Below are 18,624 nucleotides of genomic sequence, written 5' to 3'. Positions count from 1 at the left end.
CGCCCGGGCACACGCTAGGCCACGTGGGTTCCCTGCGCGTGAACCGCCGTCGACCGATGCGCGTCGGGCGATCATCGCCCCGACCACCGACGTCGCGGAAGATCTTGACGCCCTCGGCCCCGGTCGGGTACGCCGCCCCAGTACCCCGCGGTGCCCGACCGGGTCAATCCCGTACCGCGGCGAAGTCCGGCGTGGCTACCGTGACGCATGAGCGACCTGATGGATGCGGCGGCGCGGACCCGGCGGTTCGTGGAGGGGCGGCGAGCTGCGTTCGCGGAGGAACTCGCCGAGTGGGTGCGCATCCCCTCGGTGGCCGGCGATCCGGACCGCGCCGATGCGATGCGCTGGTCGGCGGCGCACCTCGCGGCCCGGATGCGCGCGGTCGGCTTCCCGCGCGTCGAGGTCTGGCCGCAGGGTGACACCGTCGCGGTCTACGGCGAGTGGATGCCGCATCCGGGCGCTCCGACGGTGCTCGTCTACAGCCACCACGACGTCCGCACGGTGCACGCCGAGGACTGGCAGGAGACCGCGCCGTTCGAACCGGCGGTCCGCGACGGCGTGATGTTCGGCCGCGGTGCGTCCGACGCCAAGGGCCAGGTCGCGGCGCACCTGCTGGCCCTCGCGGCGCACGTCGCGGTCGACGGGGGCCCGGCGGTGAACGTGCGGTTCCTGATCGACGGCGAGGAGGAGCTCGGTTCGCCCCACCTCGCCGATCTGCTCGAGGCCCACCGTGACGACGTCACGGCCGACCTCGTGCTGTACTCCGACACCCTGCTCGCCGACGCCGACCGGCCGGCCCTGTGCACGAGCGTGCGGGGGATGATCGGGGCGACGCTCACCGTCCACGGGCCGCTGGTCGACGTGCACAGCGGCACCGTCTCGGGCGCCGCCCCCAATCCGATCCACGACCTCGCGGCGGTCATCGCCGACCTCCACGACGACGAGGGCCGCATCGTCGTCCCGGGCATCGGCGACGTCGCCTCGCCCGACGACCGCGACCGCGACGAGTTCGACGGCCTCGCGCTCGAACCCGAGGACTGGGCGGAACGGACCGAGACGGCCCGCGTGGTCGGCGACGGCGACCACTCCCTGCCCGAGCGCCTGTGGGCGCGTCCGGCCATCGAGGTGATCAGCATCACCGGAGGCGACACGGAGGGCCTGCCGCGGTCGGTCATCCCCGCGACCGCGACCGCCGACCTCAGCATCCGGCTCGTCGGCGACCAGGATCCGCAGGCGGTGGCCGAGCACCTCGAGGCGTGGATGGCCGACCGGCTGCGCGGCATCCGCTACGACCTGGAGTTCGACCACCTCACCGCGGAGGCGCCGTACCGGACGCCCGAGCACCCGGCGCTGGACGCGCTCGCGGCGGCCATGGCGGTCGGCTTCGAGGTCGAACCGGACGAGGTGGGTCGCATGGGCAACGGCGGTGGCGGCCCGGCGACGCTGCTCGCGCGCACGGCCGGGGCGCCGCTCGTGTTCTTCGGCACCGGCCTGCCGAGCGACCGGTGGCATGCGCCCGACGAGCACGTGCGGATGGACGTGCTCGAGCGCGGCGCGCTCACCCTGGCCGAGTTCTGGCGCCGAGCGCCCGGCGCCCTCGAGGGGGCGCCGGGCGCGAGCGGCCCTTCCTCGGGCTAGCGGCGGTCGGCGACGCCGGGCCGGCGCGCGCCCGTGCGGTTGCGCGTGAGCAGCACGCCGAGCGCGATCATGCCGACGGCGAGCACGAAGTGCAGCCAGTCGTCGGCGTCGTTCATCGGTACGAAGTTCGCCGCGCTGTCCTCGGCGACCAGTAGGCCGTAGAGCCAGAGCAGCGCGTACACGGCGCCGCCCCAGATGAGGAAGTTCTTCGAGCCGCTGTACGAGCGCGCGAGCAGCAGCCCCACCACGCCGAACAGCAGGTGCACGATGTTGTGCAGGATCGAGACCTGGAAGATCCCCATGAGCAGGGCCTCCGACTCGTGCCCGGCGAACTGCATCTGGTCCACGTTCGTCGTGATGCCGGGGATGAACCCGAGGATCCCGACGACGAGGAACACGATTCCCACGATCAGTGCGGCCTTCTGGACCGGTGTCTCCGCGTAGCGGACCCCGGTGCGGTCATTGACGGTCATGATGCCTCCTTCATTGCCGCGATCCTCCCGGCCTCGCGCACGGCGCCGACAGGGGGTTGACGCCACGGGTGCCGCGTTCGCCGGGGCTACGATTCGGTGTGGCCATCGACCTCGACGCCCTCCGGCGCGCCCCCGATCTCGAGGGGCCGAACCTCGTGGCAGTGGATGCCGCGGACCGGCTGATCCTCGACGAGGCCGCCGATGCGCTCGCCGCGGCGGCCGGGATGCCGGGTGCCGTGGTGGTGATCGACGACGCGTACGGCGCCCTCGCCCTCGGCGCGGTCGACGCCGGCGCGCACGAGGTCCGCGTGCACCAGGACCCGATCACGGGCGAACGGGCGCTCGCCGCGAACGCCCGGCGGCTCGGCGTGCCCGAGTCCGACCGGCCGCGCAGCCTGCCGCTCTCGCCCGAGCTGGTCGCGGGCGCGCGGGTCGTGCTCATGCGGCTGCCGAGGTCGCTCGACCGGCTCGACGAGGTCGCGGCGACGATCGCGTCCGGAGCGGCGCCCGACGTGCGGGTGTTCGCGGGCGGCCGCATCAAGCACATGTCGCTCGCCATGAACGAGGTGCTCGGTCGCCGATTCGAGCGGGTCGACGTTTCGCACGCCCGGCAGAAGTCGCGCGTCCTCGTCGCCTCGGGCATCGGCGCGCGTCCCGCCGAACCCCTCCGGCCCGCGCAGCGGCGCGACGACGAGCTCGGACTCACGATCGTCGCCCACGGCGGCGTGTTCGCCGGCACGTCGGTCGACATCGGCACCCGGTTCCTGCTCGGGGTCCTCGGCGATGCGGTCACGGACGCCGCGAGCGCGGTCGATCTCGCCTGCGGGTCGGGCGTCGTCGCGGCGTGGCTCGCGCGGGAGCGACCCGGACTCGTGGTGCACGCATCGGACCGGAGCGCCGCGGCCGCGGTATCCGCTGCCCTGACCGCCGCGGCGAACGGCGTCGACGACCGCGTTCGCGTGACCCGAGCCGACGGCCTCGAGCACCTGCCCGACGCGAGCGAGCGCCTCGTGGTGCTGAACCCGCCGTTCCACTCGGATGCCGCCGTGCACACCGGCATCGCCGCGCACCTCTTCGCTGAGGCGGCGCGCGTGCTCGAGCCCGGCGGCGAGCTGTGGTGCGTGTGGAACTCGCACCTGCGGTACCGGCCGCTGCTCGAGCGGACCGTCGGCCCGACGCGCCAGGTCGCGCGCAACGCGAAGTTCACGGTCACCGCCTCCGTGCGCTGAGGCCGCCGACCGGCCGACAGGGGGTGCGGTCGAGCGCCGGTCGTGCCACTCTCGAAGGGTGACCACCACGGCGTCGCGAAGCCGTCGTCGTCTCCCGACGGGGACGGTCACCTTCCTGTTCACGGATGTCGAGGGATCGACCCGCCTGCTGGAAGCGGCCGCCGATCGGTGGCCGGCGTTGCTCGCCGACCACGACCGGCTGGTCCGCGACGCCATCACGCGGCACGACGGCGTCGTCGTGAAGACCGAGGGCGACGGGTTCTTCGCGGCGTTCGCATCGGCCGCCGACGCCGTGTCCGCCGCCGCCGACGCCCAGCGCGCCATCACCGCGCACGACTGGCCCGCGGGACTCGCGCCGAGGGTGCGGATGGGACTGCACACCGGGCTCGGCCTCCTCGGCGGCGACGATTACGTGGGCATCGACGTCCACCGCGCCGCGCGCATCAGCGCCGCGGCGCACGGCGGCCAGGTCGTGATGTCGGCCCCCACGGCCGCGCTCGTCGACCACGACCTGCCGGACGGCGTGGCGATGCGCGACCTCGGCCGACACCAGCTCCGGGGCCTCTCCCGGGCCGAGCGCATCCTCCAGCTCGACGTCGAGGGGCTCGAGCACGACTTCCCGGCGCTGCGGTCGCTCGAGAGCGTGCCGAACAACCTGCCCGTGCAGGTCACCCACTTCGTCGGCCGTCGCCGCGAGAGCGCCCGCGTGCGCGAGCTGCTCGAGTCCTCGCGCGTCGTCACGATCACCGGGACGGGCGGCACGGGCAAGACCCGCCTCGCCCTCCAGGTCGGCGCCGAGATCGGAGCGCGCTTCAGCGACGGCGTGTACTTCGTCGACCTCGCGCCGGTCGACGACCCCGACGTCGTCCCCTCGCAGGTGCTGCGCGCGCTCGGCGAGGACTCCGCACCGGGGAACCGGCTGCCCAGGGACGCGCTCCTCGACCGGCTCGCCGACCGGGAGGTGCTGCTCATCCTCGACAACTTCGAGCAGGTGATCGCCGCGGCATCCGTCGTGGCCGACCTCGTGACCGCGTCGCCGAGGTCCCGCTTCCTCGTCACGTCGCGCGGTCCGCTCCGCATCGCCGCCGAGCAGGAGATGCCCCTCGAGCCCATGCAGCTGCCCGACCGGCACGACGCGGTGGGCGCCGCCGAGTCCGACGCGGTGGCGCTGTTCCTCGATCGCGCGATGGCCGTGCGCCCGGACTTCGCGGTGACGCCGGAGAACGTCGAGGCCGTCACCGAGCTCGTCCGCGGCCTCGACGGCCTTCCGCTCGCGATCGAGCTCGTCGCGTCCCGGGTCCGGCTCCTGCCGGTGCCCGAGATCCTCGCCCGCCTCGACCCGGCCAGGCCCGGCACCGGCACGATCGACCTGCCCGAACGCCAGCGCACGATCGAGGGCGCGATCGCGTGGAGCCACGACCTGCTCGACCCGCCCGTGCGGGAGCTCTTCGCGCGGCTCGGCGTGTTCGCGGGCGGCGCCGACCTCGAGCAGATCGAGCGGGTGTGCGACGACGTCGACGTCGACCTGCTGAGCGGCCTCGCCGAGCTCGTCGACCAGGGCCTGCTGCGACAGGTCGCGGCGCCCGGCGGTCGCGCCCGCTTCCGGACGCTGCACGTCATCCGCGAGGTCGCCCTGCTGAAGCTCGAGGCGAGCGGGACGGGCGAGGCCATCCACCGGCGGCACCTCCAGGCGTACGTCGACTGGGCGGAGGAGGTCGCCGCCCACGTGTTGGGGGAGGACCGTTCGGCGTGGCTCGACCGGTTCGACGCCGACCACGACAACGTGCGCACCGCACTGGACTGGGCCGCCGTCCACGGCGAGGCCGACCTCGCCCTACGCCTCGCGGCGGCCTCGTGGCGGTTCTGGCAGTCGCGCGGCCACCTGTACGAGGGCCGGAGCCGGCTCGAGACGGTCGTCTCCCTCCCGGGCGGCGAGCCCGCGAACCGTGCGCGAGCGCTCGAGGCCCTCGGCGGCGTCTACTGGTGGCAGGGCGAGATCGACCGCTGCGTCGCGCCCTACCGCGAGGCCCTCGCGATCCAGCGGGAGTTCGGCGGCCCCGCCGAGATCGCCAACGCCATCTACAACGCCGCGATCGGGCAGTCCGTGGCCGCCGCCTCCACGGGGGCGACGGAGGAGGTCCGGCGCGAGGTGTTCGCCCTTTACGACGAGGGGGAGGCCATCTACCGCGGGCTCGGCGACGAGGACGGCCTCGGCAACATCGCCTGGGGGTTGGGCCAGGCGGTCGCCGACTTCGACGACGACCAGGCGCGCGCCCTCCGGCTCTTCCACGAGAGCATCGAGCACTACCGACGTGCGGGCGACGAGTTCGGCATGGGCTGGGGCATGTTCGAGGTCGCCGTCTTCAGCGCCCGGATGGACGACCTCGAGACGGCATGGGAGTACCTCGAGCAGGGGCTCGAACTCTTCGCGCCGCACCGCGACGTCTCCGCGGTCGTGATGTTCCTCTCGCTCGCGGCGGCACTCGCCCAGGCGGCCGACGACGAGGAACGCGCGGCTCGACTCCTCGGTGCGGCGCGCGGACTCAGGAACTCCTCCGGCACGAGGATCGTCGACCACGAGGTGACCCGCATCCGCGGCCTCTCGATCGCCGAGCTCGACCCGACCCGCCCGGACCTGGCACCGCTGTACCGGGCGGGCATGGAGATGAGCCTCGAGGAGGCCGTCGCCTCGGCGCTGGGCCCGACGGGGGACGTGCGATCGGCCCCGGGTCCGTGACAGTCTGGAAGGGTGTCGTCCACGATCGAGCAGCTCGACGCCGACCTCGTCACCGATGAGGTCGTGCGGCCCGACGTGCCGTGGCAGACCATCGTGTGGGACGACCCGGTCAACCTCATGACCTACGTCACCTACGTGTTCCGCAGCTACTTCGGCTACCCGCGCGAGGAGGCCGAGCGGCTCATGCTGCAGGTGCACCACGAGGGCCGGGCGGTCGTCGCCACGGGCAACCGCGAGGCGATGGAACGCCACGTGCACGCCATGCACGGCTACGGACTCCAGGCGACGGTGTCGAGGGCCGAGCCGTGATCGTGGCCGGCCGCGAGGGCGGCGCCGACGGCGTCCGCATCGTCCTCGAGACCGAGGAGGCGATGCTCCTGTCCGAGCTCGCCGACCAGGTCGACTCCGTGCTGCTCCTCGGCGGCGACGACGACCCGGCGCTCGACCGTCTCTTCCCTTCGGCGTACCGCGACGACGAGGCCGCCGCCCGCGACTTCGAGCGCTATACGCGCGACAGCCTCGTCGACGGCAAGCGCCAGGCGGCGCAGGCGGTGCGGGATGCCACGGCCGTGCGCCGCGGGGACGGCGTCGTCGAGATCGAACTCGACCAGGCGCAGGCGTGGGGCTGGCTGACGTTCCTCACCGACCTGCGGCTGATCCTCGCCGAGCGGGTCGGGGCCACCGATCCCGACGAGGCCGAGCCCGCCGACGAGGAGCGCGACGACTACCTGCGCGCCGCGTACGAGTGGGCCGGCGTGGTGCAGGGATCGATGCTCGAAGTGCTCGACCCCATCGGCCGGTAACTGGCAGGCTGGTTCCGCGAGCCGCGGGCACGCGCCGGGGGACGGCGGGCCGCGGCCGCTGAGCGGAGGCGAGCATGTCCCAGCCGGCGTCCATCATCGGCATCCTGCGCGAGCCGACCCGCACGACCGAGTCGATCGAGTCGTCGGCGCTGATCGTCGGCGCGGCGGTATTCGTCGTCGCCGCGCCGCTCGGGCTGCTGCTGTTCTGGGGCGACTCGCTGCCGATCGCGGGTCGGGGCTCGCTCGGCATGGCGGTCGCGCTGGGCGCGGCGGTCGCCGCGGCCCTCGCCTTCGTCGCGGGGCGGCTCGTGCTGCGACGGCGGTTCGGCGCGGCATCCGCCGTCGATGCCGACACCGGCGGCACCAGGGCCCCGGCCGGCTCGCCCGGCGCACCCGACCACCCCGGGCCGCGACTGCACTGGTTCGACGTGGCAGCCCTCTCGCTCGCCCACGCGGTGATCGCGCTGCTCGGGTGGACGGGCCTCGCCGACGTGCTCGAGCAGAGCTTCCGCGGCGCCGTGGTGTTCACGATCCCGGGTGCCCTCCTGTTCGGCGTCGCGCTCGCCGTGACCGCCTACGTGTGCTTCCTGTCGTCGGTGCGGATGACGCCCATGCTGCTGTCGATCGTGCTCGCGGTGTTCCTCGTCGTCGGCGTCATCACCGCCATGCTGAGCGCGAGCGATCCGCTGTGGTGGCAGGAGAACCTCAGCGCGCTCGGCATGACCGACGACCTGTCGGCGTTCGCCTTCAACCTCACGCTCATCATCGCCGGGGCGATCGTGACGATCGTCGCACGCTACGCCACCGCCGGGCTGCCCGCGGGCACCGACCGGGAGCGCCGCGGGCGCGACGTGGTGCGCTGGGGGCTCGTGCTCATCGGCATCCTGCTGGCGCTCGTGGGCGTGTTCCCCGTCGACCGGCTCTTCCTCATCCACAACACCGTCGCCACCGGCATGGCCGTGGTCTACGCGGTGATGGTCATCGGCCTGCCGCGGTTCCTGCCGTCGATGCCCCGCGTCTTCGTGGTCCTCGGCTGGGTGTACGTCGGCGTGATCGTGCTGCTCGGCATCTTCTTCGCGATCGGCTACTACAACCTGACCGCGGTCGAACTGGTGGCGGGCGTGCTCATCTTCAGCTGGATCATCCTGTTCCTCCGCAACACCGGCCCGGCCGGTCCGCGCCGGGTGGTCGCGGTCACCGCCTGACATGCCGGTGGCCGAGTAGCGACGGAGTCGCGTACCGAGGCCGGGCGAACGGGTCTCGGTACGGGCGCTTCGCGCCCTACTCGGCCACCGGATGGTCGGTCAGGAGTGGGCGAGGGCCTTCGCCTTGAGCGACTCGTACTCCTGGGGCGTGATCGTGCCGGCGTCGAGGAGGGCCTTGGCCTTGGCGATCTCGTCGGACGGGCTGTGGGCGCCCGCCGTCTGCCGGATGTACTGGTCGGTCGCGGCCTGCATCTCCGACGCCTGCTTCGCGGAGCGGCGCGCCATGCCGTCGCCGCGGGCGATGAGGTAGACGAGCGCGGTCAGGAACGGCAGGAAGACGAGGAAGACGATCCAGATCGCCTTCAGCCAGCCGTTGAGCTCGTGGTCGCGGAAGAGGTCGCCGATGATCGCGAACAACGCGAACAGGTAGGCGATGAATGCGAAGCTCCAGAAGAAGATCCACACGAAGTTCCAGAAGTTGCTCCAGAAGTCCACGGGGGTGCGCCTTTCTCTCGATCAGGAGGGACTGAAGACCTGCTCCCTCGAGCGTCACACTACTCACGGGCCCGCGACCCACCGGGACTTTCGGCACCCGGCGACGGCGCGTCGAACCTAGGGTGGTCCCGTGGACGCGGAGGGCGCCCGCGCGGAGCCGTCGCCGGGCTCGCGCAGCCTGATCACGGTGATCGCGGTCGTGGCCGTGCTCGCCGCCCTCTGGTTCGCCCGCGAGATCGTGGCGCCGCTCGCGCTCGCCGCGGTGCTCGTGATCATCGTGCACCCGATCCGGCATCCGCTCGAGCGCCGCGGCTGGCACCACTGGGCGGCGACGACCGTCGTGGTCGCGGTCGCGTACCTGATCCTCGCGGGGCTCGCGGCACTGCTCGTGTTCGCCGGGTTCGAGTTCGGCGTGCTGGTGACCGACGTGCTCGACGAGCTCGAGGCCGCCGCGGCATCCTTCGCCGGGTGGCTGTCGTCGATCGGCTTGGGCGAGCAGGCAGCGGATGCCGCGGCATCCGCCCTCGACCCGTCGGTGCTGGTCGACCTCGCGTCGGGCGTGAGCGCGTGGCTGCTCGGCTTCGCCACCGCCGCCTTCTTCGTGCTCGCCTACGTCATCTTCATGGCCGCGGACGCCGCGCGGTACACGCGCGCCGAGCGGGCGTTCGGACCCGGCATCCGCCCGACGGTCGAGCGCATCCGCGCCTACAACTCGTCGGTGCGCCGGTACTACGTCGTCAACGCGAGCTTCGGCGCGATCGTCGCGATCATCGACGGGCTCGCGCTGTGGGCCCTCGGGGTGCCCGCACCGGTCGTGTGGGCGATCCTGGCGTTCGTCACCAACTTCATCCCGAACATCGGGTTCGTGCTCGGACTGGTGCCGCCGGCCGTCCTCGCGTTCGTGGTCGGCGGGATGCCGCTCATGCTCGCCGTCATCGCCATCTACTCGGTCGTGAACGTGGTGCTGCAGGTGCTCGTGCAGCCGAAGTTCGTGAGCGACACGGTCGACCTGTCGCTCACGCTGAGCTTCTTCTCGGTGGTGTTCTGGACGTTCGTGATCGGCCCGCTGGGCGCCATCCTGTCGATCCCGCTGACGCTGCTGTTCCGCGACGTGCTCCTCGACCGCGACCCGGGCGCGCGCTGGCTGCGCTGGCTCTCGGGCGACGCGCGAGTCCCCGACGACGACGGTCGGATCGCCGGCGCGCGGTCCCAGCACACTCCCGGCCGCGATCCCTAGACCCGTGCGCGACCCGCTCGTTAGTCTGCAAGCGGGAGAGGGGGCACCCATGCCGCAGCGAGGAACCGACCCGAGGACGACGGCATGAGCCCGGGCGTGACCCTCCGGGGACTCTCGACCGTCGTGCCGCGGACCGAGCTGCCGCAGGCCGCCGTCCGCGACGTCTTCGCCGCCCAGCCCGGGCTCAACCGCCTCGCGCAGCGCATCATCGCCACCTCGTTCGACGTGTCGGGCATCGAGCGCCGCTACACGGTGCTCGACGAGCTCACCTTCGACGACGTCGACGGCGACCCGGTGTTCTTCGACCGCGAGACCGGCGACCTGCTCATGCCCGGGACGAAGGCCCGCAACGACATCTACGCGATCGAGGCGACCAAGCTGTACGTCGAGGCCGCCCGCGACGCGATCGCGGCGACGCCCGGCATCGAGGCATCCGACATCACGCACGTCGTCACCGTCTCGTGCACCGGCTTCTACGCACCGGGACCGGACTACATGCTCGTGCGCGAGCTCGGCCTCGGCCCGGCCGTGCAGCGGTACCACCTGGGCTTCATGGGCTGCTACGCGTCGATGCCGGCGCTGCGCACGGCCAAGCAGTACTGCGAGGCCGACCCCGACGCGGTCGTGCTCGTCGTGAGCGTCGAGCTGTGCACGCTGCACCTGCGCTCGTCGAACGACCCCGACACCATCGTCGCGTCGTCGCTGTTCGCCGACGGCGCGGGCGCCGGAATCGTCACCGCCCGACCGCTCGAGCCCGGCGAACGGGGCTTCTCGCTCGACCGCTTCGAGACGCGCATCACGCCCGTGGGCGAGGGCGACATGGCATGGAAGATCGGCGACCACGGCTTCGAGATGGTGCTCTCGAACGCGGTGCCGTCGATCATCGACGACCACATCACCGGCGCGCTCGAGCCGCTGTTCGCCCCCGACGACGACCTGGCCGAGGCGCTGGCGACGGATGCCGCGGGCCAGCACGTCGCCCACTGGGCGATCCACCCGGGCGGTCGCAGCATCCTCGACAAGGTCGAGTCGCGGCTCGGGCTCGCCGAGGAGCAGCTCGTGCCCGCGCGGTCCACCCTGCGCGACTACGGGAACATGTCGAGCGTGACCGTCCTGTTCGTGCTCCGCGACATCCTCGACCGCGCGACGTCGGCCGACGGCGACCGGGTCGCCGCGATGGCGTTCGGGCCGGGCCTCACCGTCGAGTCCGCGCTCCTGACCGTGAAGGGCTGACGGATGCCGCGTCCCGCCGCCCGCGAACCGGGGCTCCTGCGCGCCCTCGCGAGCCTCGACCGCCGCGACGACCACGCGATCGAGCTCATGGACGACCCCGCCGCGGACCCCGAGGCGCTCGACCGCACGTACCGCCGCTTCGGGATCGTGAACCGCATCGTGTCGCGGCCCGCCGCGGTGTACGAGGAGTGGGTGCGCCCGCACCTCTCGCCGACGCGGACCTCGCGGCTGCTCGACGTGGGCGCGGGCGGCGGCGACCTGCCGCTGCAGATCCTCCGGCACGCCGAACGCGACGGACTCCGCCTCGAGGTGCTCGCGATCGACCCGGACGAACGCGCGGTGCGGTACGCGTCGCGCCACGCCGAGCCGCGCCTGCAGGTCCGGACGGCGACGACCGCCGACCTCGTCGCCGAGGGCGAGACCTTCGACGTCGTCTGGTCGAACCACGTGCTGCACCACCTCACGCCCGCCGAGCTCGGCGCGCTGCTGGCCGACACCGAGCGGCTCGTCGCGCGCGGCGGCATCGCGGTGCACGGCGACATCGAGCGGAGCCGGGGCGCATACCTGGCGTTCTGGGCGGCGACGCTGCCGTTCGCGGCGACGCTCTTCCGCGGGTCGTTCATCCGCGCCGACGGGCTCACCTCGGTGCGGCGCAGCTACAGCGCGCCGGAACTCGCGCGCGCCCTCCCGCGCGGGTGGCGCGTGAAGCGCGGGTTCCCGGCCCGCCTCGAACTGGTCTGGGGCAGCGAGATCGCCGATGACTGACCCCGTCGGGGCCGACCGCTCCGAGACCCGCATCCACGACGTCGCCATCGTCGGCGGCGGCGCCGTGGGGCTGCTGCTCGCGTGCCTCCTCGGCCGGCGCGGGCGCGACGTCGTGGTGCTCGAACGACGCACCGACCCGCCCCCGCCCGGCTCGCCGTCGCGTGCGATCGGCGTGCACCCGCCCGGCCTCAAGGTGCTCGACCACGCCGGCATCGGCGACGCCGTGCGGGACCGGGCCGTGGTGATCCGCGAGGGTCGGGTGACGTGCGAGGGACGCACGCTCGGCGCGATGCGGTTCCCCCGCTCGGGGTTGGTGCGCTCGCTGCCGCAGCGCGAGGTCGAGGCCCTGCTCGAGGAACGCCTCGCCGAGCTGCCGAACGTGCGGCTGCGCCGGGGCGTCGAGGTCACGGGGCTCCGCGACCGCGGCACGCATGTGGTCGTCACGGGTGCCGCGGGCGACGACGAGGTCGCGGTGCCGGCGCGCTACGTCGTCGGTGCCGACGGGGTGCGCAGCGGCATCCGCTCGCTCATCGACGCGCGCTGGCGCCCGCGCGGCCGCGGCGCGACCTACGTCATGTGCGACACCCGAGACGACACCGGCGCCCGCGAGACCGCGCTGCTGCACTTCGAGCCGACCGGCGTGGTCGAGTCGTTCCCGATGCCGGGCGGCGTGCGGCGCTACGTCGCGCGCGTGCGGCGCCGGCCGTCGGTGCTCGACGCCGCCGCCGTCGCCGCCATCGTCGAGGCGCGCACCGGGCAGGGGTTCGACACGGATGCCGCCGGCGAGCCGACCGCGTTCGACGCGCGGCAGCACCTCGCCACGCCGATCGCCGCCGGGCGGGTGGCGCTCGTCGGCGACGCCGCCCACGAGGTCAGCCCCATCGGCGGACAGGGCATGAACCTCGGGTGGATCGCCGCACAGCACCTCGACCACGAGCTCGACGCGGCGCTCGCCGCGGGCGCCCCACTCGACGCGTTCGCCGGCTACGAGCGCGCGCGCCGGGCCGCGGCGACGCGCGCGATGCGGCAGGCCGCCTTCAACATGCGCATGGGCGCGCCCGTCACGGGCCTGCGGCTGCGGGTGCGGAACGCGTCGGTGCGCCTGCTCGGGCTGCCGCCCGCGCGCTCGGTGCTCGCGCGGGCATTCACGATGCGCTGGCTCTGAGGCCGCGCCCGCGCCCCTCGCGCCGCGGAACCATCTTCCGGCGCCGGAACCACGCCGTTGGCGGGTTCCGGCGCGGGAACCCGGTTCCTACGCGTCGGCCTCCGGATCGAACGGCGTCAGGACGAAGAGCGGGATCTCGCGGTCGGTCTTCGCCTGGTACTTGTCGTAGTCGGGCCACACGTCGGTGGCGCGCTTCCACCAGGTCGCCTTCTCGTCGCCGGTGACCTCGCGCGCGAGGTAATCGCGCTTCACGGGGCCGTCCTGCAGCTCGACGTGCGGCTGCCGCTTCATGTTGAAGTACCAGGCCGGATGCTCCGGGTCGCCGCCCTGCGAGGCGACCACCGCGTACTCGCCCTCGTGCTCGACGCGCATGAGGGCGGTCTTGCGCAGCTTGCCGCTCTTCGCGCCGACGGTGGTCAGCACGATCACGGGACGCCCGCGCAGCTCGGTCCCCTCGCGACCCCCACTGGCCTCGTAGGTCTCGGCCTGGTCGCGCGCCCACTTCGACGTGCTCGGTGCGTACTCGCCCTGCAGCGGCATCCGTTCCTCCTCGTTCGGTTTCCTGCGTCGTCTGCCCCAACGCGACCCGTGCCGCGCGCATTCCGACCTCTCGCGAAGGGGTGGGTGCGTTCGCGCAACCCCGGTGCGCCGCCCGCAGGTCGCGCCTACGCTGGCCGCACGACCGAGGGGGAGGACGACGATGGACATGCAGGGCGAGGGCGAAGACCGAGGGCGAGCGGATGCCGCGGCGATGAGCGCGGGGCAGCAGGCCGCGTTCGGCGATGGCATCTCCGGGGGTGCCGACGGGCGGCGCGTCCCGGGCGAGCATCAGGATGCCGCGCGGGACGACGACGCGCAGTACGACGGGCGCGACGAGGACCACTCGGGCCTCGTCGGCGGCGGCCCGGCCGAGGCGTCGGATGCCGCGGACGACCCGCGTGCGGGCGCCGGCGAGGTCGCGGCCGACCGGGCCCGCGCCGAGGAGGCGAGCGTCACCGAGGAGGAGGCCGGGCTCGCGCCCGGCGAGTCCGACTGAGCCCGGGCGGCACGCCGCGCCGCCGGGCCGCACGCCGCGGCGCCGGTCCCGCCCCGCGTCGAGCGAGTGTCCGATGGATGCCGCTTCCGGGCCCCGCGGGCGACATCCGCTGGACACTCGATGGAATAGCGCTCGCGCCGGGAGAGTTGAGCGTAGTACACTCAACTTTGTCGAAGGGAACTCCGTGGCCAACATGCAGGGCGCGCCGAGCACGCAGGAGGAGCAGAAGTCGGCGCTCGAACAGTACGGCGTCAACCTCACCGAGATCGCCCGCCAGGGCAAGCTCGACCCGGTGATCGGTCGTGACGCCGAGATCCGCCGCGTCAGCCAGGTGCTGACCCGGCGCACCAAGAACAACCCCGTGCTCATCGGCGAGCCCGGCGTCGGCAAGACCGCCGTCGTCGAGGGGCTCGCGCAGCGCATCGTGGCCGGCGACGTCGCCGACTCGCTGAAGGACAAGCAGCTGGTCGCGCTCGACATCTCCGCGCTGGTCGCCGGCGCCATGTATCGCGGCCAGTTCGAGGAGCGCCTCAAGGCCGTGCTGAAGGAGATCAACGAGGCCGAGGGGCGCATCATCACGTTCGTCGACGAGCTGCACCTGCTCATGGGTGCGGGCGGCGGCGAGGGCTCCGTCGCGGCCTCCAACATGCTGAAGCCCATGCTCGCCCGCGGCGAGCTGCGGCTCATCGGCGCGACCACGCTCGACGAGTACCGCGAGTACATCGAGAAGGACGCCGCGCTCGAGCGCCGCTTCCAGCAGGTGTTCGTCGGCGAGCCGAGCGTCGAAGACACGGTCGCGATCCTCCGCGGGCTCAAGGGCCGGTACGAGGCCCATCACGGGGTGACGATCACGGATGCCGCGCTCGTGGCCGCGGCATCCATGTCGAACCGCTACATCTCGGCCCGTCAACTGCCCGACAAGGCCATCGACCTCATCGACGAGGCCATGAGCCGCCTCAAGATGGAGATCGACTCGAGCCCGGTCGAGATCGACCAGCTGAAGCGCCAGGTCGACCGCATGAAGCTCGAGGAGCTGGCCCTCAAGAAGGAGAAGGACGACGCGTCGAAGGAACGCCTCGCGACCCTGCAGGAGACGCTCGTCGGCCTCGAGCGCGAACTCGCGCAGCTCGAGGAGCGGTGGGCTCGCGAGCGGATGTCGCTGAACCGCGTCGGCGAGCTGAAGAAGGAGCTCGACGAGGCCATCACGCAGCGCGACCGCGCCATGCGCGAGGCCGACTACGCCACCGCGTCGCGACTCGAGTACGAGACCATCGCCCGGCTGCAGCGCGACCTCGAGGAGGCCGAGCGCGCCGAGCAGGCACCCGACGAGCCGCGCATGGTGAACGAGCAGGTGACCGAGGAGGACATCGCCGCCGTCATCGCCCAGTGGACCGGCATCCCCGTCGGCCGGCTCATGCAGGGCGAGACCGAGAAGCTGCTGCACCTCGAGCAGGAGCTCGGGCGTCGCGTCATCGGGCAGAAGCGGGCGGTCGGCGCGGTCGCCGACGCGGTGCGCCGCGCGCGTGCCGGCGTCTCCGACCCCGACCGGCCGACCGGCTCGTTCCTGTTCCTCGGCCCGACCGGCGTCGGCAAGACCGAGCTCGCGAAGGCGCTCGCCGAGGTGCTGTTCGACGACGCGCACGCGATGGTGCGCATCGACATGTCGGAGTACGGCGAGAAGCACTCGGTGTCCCGGCTCGTCGGCGCCCCTCCCGGCTACATCGGCTACGAGCAGGGCGGCCAGCTCACCGAGGCCGTGCGTCGCCGCCCGTACTCGGTGATCCTGCTCGACGAGGTCGAGAAGGCGCACCCCGAGGTGTTCGACGTGCTGCTGCAGGTGCTCGACGACGGGCGCCTCACCGATGGTCAGGGCCGCACGGTCGACTTCCGCAACGTCATCCTCGTGCTCACCTCGAACCTCGGTTCGCAGTTCCTCATCGACCCCACGCTCTCGTGGGAGGAGAAGGAGGCCGCGGTCATGGCGGCGGTGCGCCAGGCGTTCAAGCCCGAGTTCGTGAACCGCCTCGACGACCTGGTCGTGTTCTCGACGCTCACCGAGGAGGAACTCGGCGAGATCGTGAACCTGCAGATCGATCGCCTCACCGCCCGGCTGCACGAGCGTCGGCTCGAGGTCGGCGTCACGCCCGACGCGCGGACCTGGCTGTCCGAGCGCGGGTACGACCCGCTGTACGGCGCGCGGCCGCTGCGCCGACTCATCCAGACCGAGGTGGCCGACCGGCTCGCCCGCGCCCTGCTGGCCGGCGAGATCCGCGACGGCGACACGGTCGTGGTCGAACTCGACGAGAGCGGCGAGCACCTCACCGTCGTCCGTGCGCCCGAACCGGGCGACGCCCCGCAGGGCGGCGACCACGACGTGATCGACGCCGAGATCGTCGAGGAGTGACCGGGCCCGCGGCCGGCGTCAGGTGCGTCGGCCGCGGCGCCGCAGCACCAGCCCGCGCGCGATCAGCAGCAGGCCGACGCCGAAGAACGCGGCGGCGCCGATGATGATGGTCGCCTGCAGCACGTAGTCGGCCTGGGCGTCGCCCTCGACGGGGGTGCTCCGCGGCATGAACGCGTACAGGCCGATGCCGATGAGTCCGATCACGACGAGGATCGCGCCGACGACGAGGTGCACGGGCGTCTTGGTGCGTCCGCCCGGGCCGTACTCGCCGACCCCGGCTCCGGTGTCGCGAACTCCCGGCTCGAGGCCCTCCACGAGGTCGCGGTCGCGGATGTCGTCTCGTCGGTCGTCGTCTCGTCGGGTGTCGTCGGTCATGCGGCGACGCTACGTGCCCCCGGGGCCGGCTTGCAGGGGGTTGACGGATGCCGCGCGTAGGCTCGCACGCATGCTCGCCACCGTCATCCACGCCGCCCGTGACATCCGCGTCGAAGAGGTGCCCGACCCGCAGCTGTCGACCGGCGGCGACGCCGTCGTGCGGGTCGTCGCCTCGTGCGTCTGCGGTTCCGACCTGTGGCCGTACCGGGGCGTGACGCCCACGCGCGAACCGCATCGCATCGGCCACGAGTTCGTCGGCGTCGTCGAGTCGGTGGGTTCCGACGTGCGTCAGGTGCAGCCGGGCGACTTCGTGATCGCGCCGTTCTACGTCTGCGACGGCACGTGCGCGAACTGCCGCAACGGCGTGAGCACCTCGTGCCTGCAGGGCAGCTGGTGGGGCGGCGACGACCGGGTCGGCGGCGTCGCCGACGGCGGCCAGGGCGAGCGCGTGCGCGTGCCGCTCGCCGACGGCACCCTGTTCGTCGTGCCCGGTCCGGTCGCCGACGACGAGGTCCCCGGCCTCCTGACGCTGTCGGATGTCATGGGCACCGGCCACCATGCGGCGGTCTCGGCGGGCGTCGGCCCGGGCGACTCCGTCGTGGTCGTGGGCGACGGCGCGGTCGGCCTGTGCGCGATCATCGCCGCGAAGCGCCTCGGTGCGACGACGATCATCGCGATGTCGCGCCACGCCGACCGGCAGGCCCTGGCCCGGGAGTTCGGTGCCACCCACGTCGTCGAGGAACGCGGCGACGAGGGCGTCGCGGCGGTGCAGGAGCTCACGGGCGGCATCGGCGCCGACCGCGTACTCGAGTGCGTCGGCACGAAGGAGTCGATGGACCAGGCGCTGCGTTCGGCGCGGCCCGGCGGGATGGTCGGCTACGTCGGCGTGCCGAACGGCGGCCCCGAGCTGCCGATCCGGCAGATGTTCAACCGCAACGTGGGCGTGAACGGCGGCGTCGCGCCGGTGCGCGGGTACATCGGCGAGCTGCTGCCCGACGTGCGCTCCGGCGCCATCCGCCCCGGACTCGTCTTCGACCTCGAGCTGCCGCTGACGGAGGCCGCTGAGGCCTACGCCGCGATGGACGAGCGCCGGGCCGTCAAGGTGCTGCTGCGTCCGTAGGTCGAGTGCGCGGGTTCGCGTCGAGCGCGTGGTCAAGGACTCGCGCGCTCGTCGTTTTCACGCGCACTTGACGCCGTTGACGCCGCGCGCTGCCCGCTCAGGCCGCGGTGATGACCAGCTCGTCGAGCGGCTTGCGGCTGCGCGGGGCGACCTCGCGCTCGCGGAGCGGCTCGGGCAGGCTCGAGGCGTCGCCGACCTTGCCGACCGCGGTGATCGACACGATCTCGAGGCCCTCGCGCAGGTCGAACGCCTCGGCCAGGCGCGCCCCGTCGAACCCGCCCATCTGGTGGGTGTGGAGCCCGTCGTGCTGGGCCTGCACGGTCAGGTGCGCCACGGCCTGTCCGAGGTCGTACTTCGCCCACGGGCGGGGCTTGCCGTCCTCGTCGGTGAGCTCGGCGATGTTGACGATGAGCGCGGCGGCCGAGTCGGCCCAGGCCTGGTTGAAGCCCATGAGCGCGTCGTGGATGAGCGTGAAGCTCTCGCTGCCGCGCCGGGCGACGACGAAGCGCCACGGCTGGAGGTTCATCGCCGACGGCGCCCAGCGCGCGGCCTCGAGGAGGGTGCGCACGTCGGCGTCGGTGAGCTCGGCCGTGGGGTCGTACGCCCGGGGGCTCCAGCGCTCGATGAGCGGGGCGATGAGGGGGGCGTCGGTGTCGGCGTGACGGGGGCCGGTCGCGGTGAGGGTCATGGCGTCGCCTTTCGGATCGTG

General features: G+C 73.0%; 18 protein-coding genes. 13 read left to right on the top strand and 5 right to left on the bottom strand.

The genetic code is table 11. The features are described 5' to 3' along the window. The first annotated feature begins 207 nt into the window (after positions 1-207). Entirely contained in the window at positions 208-1,638 is a 1,431-nt protein-coding gene (locus AVP42_RS12485; RefSeq protein WP_197467018.1) for a M20/M25/M40 family metallo-hydrolase, read from the top strand. On the opposite strand, the gene AVP42_RS12480 is transcribed toward AVP42_RS12485, so the two are convergent. Then, positions 1,635-2,111, bottom strand: coding sequence for a DUF4383 domain-containing protein (locus AVP42_RS12480; RefSeq protein WP_067949506.1), 477 nt, complete (start codon positions 2,109-2,111; stop codon positions 1,635-1,637). The two genes, AVP42_RS12485 and AVP42_RS12480, sit on opposite strands and share 4 nt — an antisense overlap. Positions 2,112-2,209: 98 nt before the next feature. On the opposite strand from AVP42_RS12480, the gene AVP42_RS12475 reads away from it, so the two are divergent. The 5 genes from AVP42_RS12475 (at position 2,210) to AVP42_RS12455 (ending at position 8,085) form a co-directional block, all read left to right on the top strand. Continuing rightward, the gene (locus AVP42_RS12475; RefSeq protein ID WP_082847231.1) at positions 2,210-3,340 is read left to right on the top strand and encodes a class I SAM-dependent methyltransferase; all 1,131 of its coding nucleotides are present in this window, start codon (positions 2,210-2,212) and stop codon (positions 3,338-3,340) included. A gap of 58 nt (positions 3,341-3,398) precedes the next feature. Next, complete coding sequence (locus AVP42_RS12470; protein WP_067949505.1) at positions 3,399-6,077, top strand: adenylate/guanylate cyclase domain-containing protein; 2,679 nt, start codon at positions 3,399-3,401, stop codon at positions 6,075-6,077. Positions 6,078-6,089: 12 nt separating this feature from the next. Next, the gene (gene clpS / locus AVP42_RS12465) at positions 6,090-6,386 is read left to right on the top strand and encodes an ATP-dependent Clp protease adapter ClpS (protein ID WP_067949504.1); all 297 of its coding nucleotides are present in this window, start codon (positions 6,090-6,092) and stop codon (positions 6,384-6,386) included. Further along, entirely contained in the window at positions 6,383-6,880 is a 498-nt protein-coding gene (locus AVP42_RS12460; RefSeq protein ID WP_067949503.1) for a DUF2017 family protein, read from the top strand. The genes clpS and AVP42_RS12460 overlap by 4 nt, the downstream gene beginning before the upstream one ends. A 74-nt stretch (positions 6,881-6,954) precedes the next feature. After that, complete coding sequence (locus tag AVP42_RS12455; RefSeq protein WP_067949502.1) at positions 6,955-8,085, top strand: DUF998 domain-containing protein; 1,131 nt, start codon at positions 6,955-6,957, stop codon at positions 8,083-8,085. A 99-nt stretch (positions 8,086-8,184) separates the two neighbouring features. On the opposite strand, the gene AVP42_RS12450 is transcribed toward AVP42_RS12455, so the two are convergent. After that, the gene (locus tag AVP42_RS12450; protein ID WP_067949501.1) at positions 8,185-8,580 is read right to left on the bottom strand and encodes an SHOCT domain-containing protein; all 396 of its coding nucleotides are present in this window, start codon (positions 8,578-8,580) and stop codon (positions 8,185-8,187) included. A 130-nt stretch (positions 8,581-8,710) separates the two neighbouring features. Between AVP42_RS12450 and AVP42_RS12445 the strand changes: the two genes are divergently transcribed. The 4 genes from AVP42_RS12445 to AVP42_RS12430 all read left to right on the top strand — a co-directional run bounded on the left by AVP42_RS12445 (position 8,711) and on the right by AVP42_RS12430 (position 12,980). Continuing rightward, entirely contained in the window at positions 8,711-9,817 is a 1,107-nt protein-coding gene (locus AVP42_RS12445; RefSeq protein ID WP_067949500.1) for an AI-2E family transporter, read from the top strand. 84 nt (positions 9,818-9,901) lie between these two features. Beyond that, positions 9,902-11,050, top strand: coding sequence for a type III polyketide synthase (locus AVP42_RS12440; protein ID WP_067949498.1), 1,149 nt, complete (start codon positions 9,902-9,904; stop codon positions 11,048-11,050). A gap of 3 nt (positions 11,051-11,053) precedes the next feature. Beyond that, a complete protein-coding gene (locus tag AVP42_RS12435) occupies positions 11,054-11,815 on the top strand; it encodes a methyltransferase domain-containing protein (protein ID WP_067949496.1) in 762 nt (253 codons plus the stop codon). Further along, positions 11,808-12,980 carry an NAD(P)/FAD-dependent oxidoreductase gene (locus AVP42_RS12430; protein ID WP_067949494.1) on the top strand — a complete coding sequence of 391 codons (1,173 nt, stop codon included), beginning with the start codon at positions 11,808-11,810 and terminating at the stop codon, positions 12,978-12,980. Before AVP42_RS12435 ends, AVP42_RS12430 begins: the two co-directional genes overlap by 8 nt. Before the next feature lie 87 nt (positions 12,981-13,067). Here AVP42_RS12430 and AVP42_RS12425 read toward each other — a convergent pair whose 3' ends face one another. Then, complete coding sequence (locus tag AVP42_RS12425) at positions 13,068-13,520, bottom strand: nitroreductase family deazaflavin-dependent oxidoreductase (RefSeq protein ID WP_067949488.1); 453 nt, start codon at positions 13,518-13,520, stop codon at positions 13,068-13,070. Between the two features lie 160 nt (positions 13,521-13,680). On the opposite strand from AVP42_RS12425, the gene AVP42_RS12420 reads away from it, so the two are divergent. Then, a complete protein-coding gene (locus tag AVP42_RS12420; RefSeq protein ID WP_067949487.1) occupies positions 13,681-14,016 on the top strand; it encodes a hypothetical protein in 336 nt (111 codons plus the stop codon). Positions 14,017-14,209: 193 nt separating this feature from the next. Next, positions 14,210-16,420, top strand: a complete 2,211-nt coding sequence (locus tag AVP42_RS12415; RefSeq protein ID WP_082847268.1) for an ATP-dependent Clp protease ATP-binding subunit — start codon at positions 14,210-14,212, stop codon at positions 16,418-16,420. An 18-nt stretch (positions 16,421-16,438) separates the two neighbouring features. On the opposite strand, the gene AVP42_RS12410 is transcribed toward AVP42_RS12415, so the two are convergent. After that, on the bottom strand, positions 16,439-16,795 hold the full coding sequence (locus AVP42_RS12410) for a hypothetical protein (RefSeq protein ID WP_067949486.1): 357 nt from the start codon (positions 16,793-16,795) through the stop codon (positions 16,439-16,441). A 70-nt stretch (positions 16,796-16,865) separates the two neighbouring features. Here AVP42_RS12410 and AVP42_RS12405 point away from each other — a divergent pair, with 70 nt between their 5' ends. Beyond that, entirely contained in the window at positions 16,866-17,915 is a 1,050-nt protein-coding gene (locus AVP42_RS12405; protein WP_067949484.1) for a zinc-dependent alcohol dehydrogenase family protein, read from the top strand. 97 nt (positions 17,916-18,012) lie between these two features. Here AVP42_RS12405 and AVP42_RS12400 read toward each other — a convergent pair whose 3' ends face one another. Further along, complete coding sequence (locus AVP42_RS12400) at positions 18,013-18,603, bottom strand: nitroreductase family protein (protein ID WP_067949482.1); 591 nt, start codon at positions 18,601-18,603, stop codon at positions 18,013-18,015. Between the last annotated feature and the right edge of the window lie 21 nt (positions 18,604-18,624).

This window comes from Agromyces sp. NDB4Y10 (genome assembly GCF_001620055.1).
GTDB lineage: Bacteria > Actinomycetota > Actinomycetes > Actinomycetales > Microbacteriaceae > Agromyces > Agromyces indicus.
This window is presented reverse-complemented; position numbering and strand designations above follow the sequence as displayed.

Coding starts and splice junctions, on each gene's coding strand:
- AVP42_RS12485 (WP_197467018.1), top strand. CDS start 208: ATGAGCGACCTGATGGATGCGGCGGCGCGGACCCGGCGGTTCGTGGAG.
- AVP42_RS12480 (WP_067949506.1), bottom strand. CDS start 2,111: ATGACCGTCAATGACCGCACCGGGGTCCGCTACGCGGAGACACCGGTC.
- AVP42_RS12455 (WP_067949502.1), top strand. CDS start 6,955: ATGTCCCAGCCGGCGTCCATCATCGGCATCCTGCGCGAGCCGACCCGC.
- AVP42_RS12440 (WP_067949498.1), top strand. CDS start 9,902: ATGAGCCCGGGCGTGACCCTCCGGGGACTCTCGACCGTCGTGCCGCGG.
- AVP42_RS12435 (WP_067949496.1), top strand. CDS start 11,054: ATGCCGCGTCCCGCCGCCCGCGAACCGGGGCTCCTGCGCGCCCTCGCG.
- AVP42_RS12430 (WP_067949494.1), top strand. CDS start 11,808: ATGACTGACCCCGTCGGGGCCGACCGCTCCGAGACCCGCATCCACGAC.
- AVP42_RS12425 (WP_067949488.1), bottom strand. CDS start 13,520: ATGCCGCTGCAGGGCGAGTACGCACCGAGCACGTCGAAGTGGGCGCGC.
- AVP42_RS12420 (WP_067949487.1), top strand. CDS start 13,681: ATGGACATGCAGGGCGAGGGCGAAGACCGAGGGCGAGCGGATGCCGCG.
- AVP42_RS12415 (WP_082847268.1), top strand. CDS start 14,210: ATGCAGGGCGCGCCGAGCACGCAGGAGGAGCAGAAGTCGGCGCTCGAA.
- AVP42_RS12410 (WP_067949486.1), bottom strand. CDS start 16,795: ATGACCGACGACACCCGACGAGACGACGACCGACGAGACGACATCCGC.
- AVP42_RS12405 (WP_067949484.1), top strand. CDS start 16,866: ATGCTCGCCACCGTCATCCACGCCGCCCGTGACATCCGCGTCGAAGAG.
- AVP42_RS12400 (WP_067949482.1), bottom strand. CDS start 18,603: ATGACCCTCACCGCGACCGGCCCCCGTCACGCCGACACCGACGCCCCC.